General features: G+C 69.4%; 4 protein-coding genes. 3 read left to right on the plus strand and 1 reads right to left on the minus strand.

The genetic code is table 11. The features are described 5' to 3' along the window. From D7Y11_RS45160 to D7Y11_RS44230, 3 genes are read left to right on the plus strand one after another with little or no spacing between them, the layout of a single operon-like run. Entirely contained in the window at positions 1-777 is a 777-nt protein-coding gene (locus tag D7Y11_RS45160) for a CPBP family intramembrane glutamic endopeptidase (protein WP_158624558.1), read from the plus strand. A 50-nt stretch (positions 778-827) separates the two neighbouring features. Continuing rightward, on the plus strand, positions 828-2489 hold the full coding sequence (locus D7Y11_RS11300; RefSeq protein ID WP_121755611.1) for a DUF262 domain-containing protein: 1662 nt from the start codon (positions 828-830) through the stop codon (positions 2487-2489). 1 nt (position 2490) lies between these two features. Further along, complete coding sequence (locus D7Y11_RS44230; RefSeq protein ID WP_233607258.1) at positions 2491-4488, plus strand: HipA domain-containing protein; 1998 nt, start codon at positions 2491-2493, stop codon at positions 4486-4488. 6 nt (positions 4489-4494) lie between these two features. Here the strand turns inward: D7Y11_RS44230 and D7Y11_RS11310 are convergent, their stop codons facing one another. Then, a complete protein-coding gene (locus D7Y11_RS11310) occupies positions 4495-6384 on the minus strand; it encodes a Hint domain-containing protein (RefSeq protein ID WP_126933681.1) in 1890 nt (629 codons plus the stop codon). Between the last annotated feature and the right edge of the window lie 219 nt (positions 6385-6603).

Below are 6603 nucleotides of genomic sequence, written 5' to 3' on the forward strand. Positions count from 1 at the left end.
ATGAGCCCCGCACCTTCCGAGTCATCGTCTCCCCCGCGTGTCGCGCTGCACTGTGCGCTCGCGTTCGTCGTGCTGTACGCCTGCTACGAAGCGCCGGAGGGGATTGGCGGACGGTTGCTGGGGAACGCCGTGGTGGCAGCGGTGATGATGACGCTCTTCCACGCGGTGGCCTGGGGAGTGGGGCGGTGGCTGGGCTACCGCAACGGCTTCCATGCGTATGCGTTGGAGTGGCGGGGCTCCGCGCTCGCGCGGGCGTTGGCGGTGATGCTGGTGCTCAAGCCGCTGTCCGTGCTGGTGGGAGTGGCGGTGGGCGTGATGCGCGTGCAGCCCCTGGAGAAGCCGTTGATGGGCACGGCGCTGCTGGTGGCGGCATTGGGCATCGTGGTGTCCACGTTCGTGCCGTCGGTGGCGGAGGACATCGTGGCGCGAGGCTTCTGGTATCGCGCGTGGCCGGTGGCGGGGCAGGGCGTGGGCTACGTGGCCCTGTCCGCGGGCGTGTTCGTGCTCACGCACGTGTACCGGTTGGGAAACGGGCCGCTGGAGTGGCTGATGTTGTTCTGCACGGGCTTGGCGTACGCGGCGGCGGTGGCCCGCACGGGCTCGCTGTGGGGCGCAGTGGGGCTGCACTGGGGATGGAACCTGGCGAACGGGCTGCTGGATCTGCAACTGGACGTCAACGCGGTGGGGCAGGGCGGCCGTGTCCTGTCCACCGTGACGGGGCTGGTGGCGCTGGGGCTGGTGGTGCTGCTGCCGAAGCGACGTGGCTCCACGGTGTAGGTGGCGGGTTCTGGAGCTTCGGGTTACAGACCCGGGGGAGGAGGATCGCGATGCCCGCTCCCCTGACGCGGCGCCCGGAGACGAAGTCGTTCAGCATCGAGGACCTGCTCGACCGCGTGCGGCGCGGCGAGGTGCGCATCCCCGACTTCCAGCGCCCCCTGCGGTGGACCGCGGAGGACGTGCGCGACCTGCTGGACAGCGTGTACCGGGGCTATCCCATCGGGACCCTGTTGTTCTGGCGACGGGAAGCCCCCGCCGCCAATGTCAGCTTCGGCCCCGTGCGCATCGACGCGCCCTCCACCAGCCAGGGCCTGTGGGCCGTGGACGGACAGCAGCGCGTGACGGCGCTCGCGGGCGTGCTGCTGCATCCGTCGTATGGCGACGAAGCCGGACGCGACGACTTCCACCTCTACTTCGACCTGGAGACGGGGGAACTGCATGCACCCCCGGAGACAGGGGCTCCGCCGCCGCACTGGCTCCCGATGAACGAGGTGCTGGACAGCGAGTCGCTGCTCCACTGGCTCAACCGCTACCCGGGCCGGGAGGCACACCCGGAGCACCTGCGCGCCGCCATCCGCCTGGGCAAGGCCATCCGTGAGTACCAGGTGCCCGCGTACGTCGTGGACACGGCGGACGAGAAGGTCCTCCGGATCATCTTCAAGCGCCTCAACACCGCGGGCCGTCCGCTCACGGATGAAGAGGTGTTCAATGCGCTGTACGTGGGCTCGCGCTCGCTCAGCCTGGAGTCGGTGACCGAAGGGCTGCGGGAGCTGGGCTTCGGGAGCATCCCGGAGTCGCTGCTGCTGCGCGCCGTGCTGGCCGTGCGCGGCCTGGACTTCACGCGGGGCTACCAGGAACAGCTCAACCAGGACGACGAGCTCACGGAGACCGTCCGCCGCACGGACCGGGCGCTCCGGGACGCCATCGTGTTCCTCAAGCGCGATGCGTTCATCCCGCACCTCAAGCTGCTGCCCGCCCCGGAGAACTCGCTGGTCCTGCTGACGCGGTTCTTCCAACTGCACCCTGAGCCGACACCTCGTTCGCGGGAGCTGTTGTCGCGTTGGGTCTGGCGCCACATCGTCTTCGGCGGCTGGGAGCTGAAGCCCCCGGAGGCCCTCCAGGTCTTCGCGGCCATCCGCTCCGACGAGGAGCGCTCCCTCCAGACGCTGCTGGCGCAGGTTCCGCCGCCGCTCATCCGTTGGTGGATGGAGACGGGCATGCCCGTCATTCCCCACTCCATCGCGCGGCCCCCGCTGGTCCTGCGCATCGCGATGCTGTCCCTCCAGCCGCGCCACCTGCTGACGGGCGCGGTGCTGGACCCCGGAGAGCTGTTGGAGCAGCAGGGCGAGGGCTTCCAGCCCATCCTTCCCGCGGGTGACCCCCGGTGGACCACGCAGCGGGTCTTTGACCGGAGGACGGTCCGGCGCCTGATGGAAGGGACCTTCAACTTCCTCTTCCATCCTCCGGTGCCGGGGCACTCCCTCTCCCAGATGCTCGAAGCGCAGCCGCCTCCGAGCGAGGACATCCTCCACAGCCATGGGCTCAGCCCGCAGGCCATGGAGTCCTTGCGGCGCAATGACGGTGCGTTCCTCCACCTGCGCCAGATGGTCCTGGAGCCCGTCCTGCGCCAGTTCATGGAGGCGCGCACGCGCTGGGACGACTCAGACCGGCCTTCGCTCCAGTCGATGATCATCGACGACGATGAGGACTGACATGGACCCCACGCTCCCTGTGTCCACCACGGGCATCCTCGACGTCCTCATTGGCGACGTGCACGTCGGCACGCTCACGCTGCTCGCGGACGAGCGCATCGAATTCAGCCTCTCCGAGGACTACCGCCAGCGCTACCCTCGCCCCGTCCTGGGCCAGTTTTTCGAGGACGACCTGTCACGCCGCCACACCAGCCGCATGCGGCTGCCACCGTTCTTCTCCAACCTCCTGCCCGAAGGCCCGCTGCGCGACCTCATCTCCGAACGCCAGCACATCGCCCGGCAGCGCGAGTTCTTCTTCATCGCCCACCTGGGCGCGGACCTCTCCGGCGCCGTCATCGTCCGCCCCGCGGGCGAGCTCGCTGGCCACGACGCGCCGCTCGCCGAAGCTCCCGCCGAACCCGTTTCGGACGGTGAGCCGCTGCGCTTCTCGCTCGCGGGCGTGCAGCTCAAGTTCTCCATGCTCCGGCGCGACCGGGGCATGACGCTGCCCATGGGCGGCCTGGGCGGAGACTGGATCGTCAAGCTCCCGGATAACCGCTACGACCGCGTGCCGGAGAACGAGCTGTCCGTGATGACGTGGGCGCGCGCCACCGGCATCGACGTGCCGGAGCTCCAGTTGCTCCCGGTCGCTGACCTGCACGGCCTCCCGGAGGGCATCACCCTGCGCGAGGACCTGGCCTACGCCATCCGCCGCTTCGACCGGCCGTCCCCCGGCCGCCGCGTGCACATGGAGGACCTGGCGCAGGTGCTGGGGCTGTACTCCGACGAGAAGTACAAGAAGTACAACTACGAGACCATCGCCAACGTGCTGCTCAAGGTCGCGGGCCTGGACGCGCTCCAGGAGTTCCTGCGGCGGTTGGTGTTCATCATCGCGTGCGGCAACGGCGACGCGCACCACAAGAACTGGTCCCTCTACTATCCGGATGGCACGCGCCCCACGCTGTCTCCCGCGTACGACTTCGTCTCCACCATCCAGTACATGCCGCAGGACCAGCTCGCGCTGAACCTGGCGAAGTCCAAGCGCTTCGAGGACGTGTCGCTCCAGAGCTTCGAACGACTGGCGCGCAAGCTGGGCCTGAGCGACGAGGACGTCCTCCCGGTGGTGAAGGGCGCCGTCGAAGTCGCGCTCGACACATGGACCACGCTGCGCGCGGACCTGCCCATGCCGGAGTTGTTCAAGCAGCGCATCGAGGAGCACTGGAAGCGCGTCCCGCTGCTCCAGGGCAACGTGAAGCGCAGCTCCGGTGAGCTGCGACAGACGGTCAACGCCTTCTTCACCCTCTACAACGAGCTGCCCCGCCTGGGCCCCGGCAGCGACGCCTGCACCCGGGAAGCGCTGCGGCGCCTGTCCCCGCTGCCGCCCTCGCCGCGTGTGCTGGATCTGGGCGCGGGTACCGGACGGCAGTCGCTGGTGCTCGCGCGGGAGCTGGGCACGCGCGTCACCGCCGTGGACCTGCACCGGCCCTATCTTGACCGGCTGGAGCGCGAGGCCCGCGAGCAGGGGCTGTCGGACGCCATCGTCACGCGCCAGGAGGACATGAGCGCGCTGTCGCTGCCGCCCGGCTCCGTCGACCTGCTCTGGTCCGAGGGCGCCATCTACCTGATGGGCTTCGAGCAGGGCCTGCGCCAGTGGCGGCCGTTGCTCGCGCCCGGTGGACAGGTGGCCGTCACCGAGTGCACCTGGCTCACCGACGTCCGTCCTCCGGAGGCGGTGCGCTTCTGGTCCGCGGGGTACCCGTCCATGGGCACCATCGCCCAGAACCGCGCCAGCGCGGAGGCCGCGGGCTTCACGGTGCTGGACACCTTCACGCTGCCCGCGTCCGCGTGGTGGGACGACTACTACACGCCGCTCCTCCAGCGCATCGACCGGCTGCGCCCCACCGCGGACGCGGCGCTGCGCGAGGTCATCGCGGCGGCGGAACAGGAAGTGAACCTGTACCGCCGCCACGGGGACAGCTACGGCTACGTCTTCTACCTGCTGCGTTCGCGCGAGGCCTGACGCCGCTTAGCGGCGGCTGTTCAGGTAGTCCGCGTGCCACGCGGCGGGCAGCACGGCCAGCACATTCGAGGCGACGGGCTGGTGCTTCTCACGCGCCAGGTCCGTCTGCATGCGCGCGTCGCCCACCAGGAAGCCGTTGGCGATGAGCGTGTGCTCCTTCGCGCCCACGTCCAGCAGCTCCGTGTCCGTGCCCAGGGTCAGGTTGTAGACCTGGCCCTTGAAGGGCACGCGCTCCACGGAGGCCAGCGTCGCCTCGCCGTTCTTCGTCAGCAGCACGTCGCCCACCGCGAGCTCGCCCGCCGTCACGACGCCGCGGGTGCGGCTGACCATGGGGTGGGTGTTGGTGACGAGCACGTCCTGGCCCTTGCCCGCCTTCAGGCGGACCATCGGCTGGGACTCGGTGCCCTTCGTCACGGTGGTGACGGTGAGGGCGCGGCCGTCCGCGTTCGACAGCACGCGGTCACCGACCTTCACGGACTCCACGGGGACGGACTTGCCGTCCGCGCGCAGCACGCGCGTGCCCGCCGCGAGGCAGCTGTTCTTGAAGTCCAGCACCGCCAGCCGGCGGAATCCCACGCGCGTCACCGGGCTGAAGCCGCCACCGGAGCGGGGGCACGTCGCGTTCACCGTGGTGAAGGCCTGCATCGCCACGTCCTGCTCGTGGGCCAGGCAGTCCGTGCCCAGGTCCATCAGCCCGTTGAAGGGAATGCTGGAGGCGTCCAGGCCCGTGCCCAGCGGCAGGCTGCCCGTGAGCACCACCGTGCCCGGCGTGGTCGCGGCGACGTTGTTCACCTTGCAGCGACCGCCCGCGCTCAGGAGGACGATGTTCACCTCGCTCTTCACCGTCGTCACGGTGCAGTTGGCCGGCAGGCCCGTCACGTACGTGCCCCGCGCCGGCAGGTACAGCTTGGCCGCGTTGAACGCGCCCGGCGTGGGCCAGTAGGCCGTCGTGTCCGGCACCCACTTCTTCGCGGTCACGGACTGCTGGGCATTCACCGCCGCCACGCCCGTGTAGCCGCCGGCGAAGGCGGTGATATTGCCCGCCGCGTCCTTCTTCGCCAGCGTGTAGTCGCAGTCCAGCGCGCCCGTCGCGGAGCCGCGCTCCAGGCAGGTGCGGATGGCGTTGCCCGGCAGGCCCGTGCCGATGAGCTCGCGCGGGTGGTCGAAGTTCAGACCCGGCGGCAGCAGCAGCACCGTGGTGTCCGCGGTGGAGTAGAAGGTCTCCATCCGGCCGCTGGCCTCGTCATAGGCCATGCCCACCGAGTCGTAATACAGGACCCGGTCCGGACCCGCGTCCAGCACCACGTTCAGCGGATCCGTCTCCAGCGTCTTGGCCAGGTAGTCCTCCGTGGCCGTCGTGGCCAGCAGCTGGAAGTCCTGGCGGTCCGGCGTCGTGGAGTACGCGTTGAAGTCCACGTAGGAGTAGTCCGCCCCGCCCGCGCAGGTGAGGTAGCCCGAGCCCTGGAACGTCGTCTCCCCGTTGCCGTGAGCAATCTCCTCCAGCGGCAGCAGGTGGCCGCACCACTCGGGGGTGGTGGTCAGCGCCTTCACGCCGGAGGCCTTCTGGGCCAGCACGTGTTCGCGCTGCCGCGAGAGGCTGGAGAACAGGCGCGGGGAGTTGGCCGGGGTGTTGCCCGCCGCCTCCAGGCGCTTCATCAGGAAGGCGTACTGATCCGCGTCGCCCAGGTCGAGCGGCATCTGGGTGCCATCCGCGTGTTGCTGCTTCCACTGCGCGTACAGCTTCGACATCTTCAGCGAGTCGTGGGCCCGGTCCTGGCGCACGGCGGCCGACGGCGCTTCGCGCGCGGGCTCGGCCGTGCAGCCGGCCATGAGGGGAGTCGAGAACACCATCGCCGTCAGGGCGAGGCGCTTCCAGCTGGGGGTAACGGGGAGCATCGGGGAACTCCGCGAACCGGACGCCTTCTCACCATGAGTATTGGCTCGGTTCACATTGAGTATGTATCCAATAGTTGCTGATGTCCCACGAAATCAGGTTGGAGCCTGTGACATCCGCGTGCCTGTGATTGTGCGGATGGGGACGACAGGGATTGAGACATCTCGGGTCACAGCTGGGCGGGGATGTAGCGCGGGAGGGTGCGAACGGAGAGGATGGAC

Origin of the sequence: Corallococcus sp. AB018 (assembly GCF_003986945.1) — a bacterium.
In the GTDB taxonomy this organism is placed as follows: domain Bacteria; phylum Myxococcota; class Myxococcia; order Myxococcales; family Myxococcaceae; genus Corallococcus; species Corallococcus exiguus.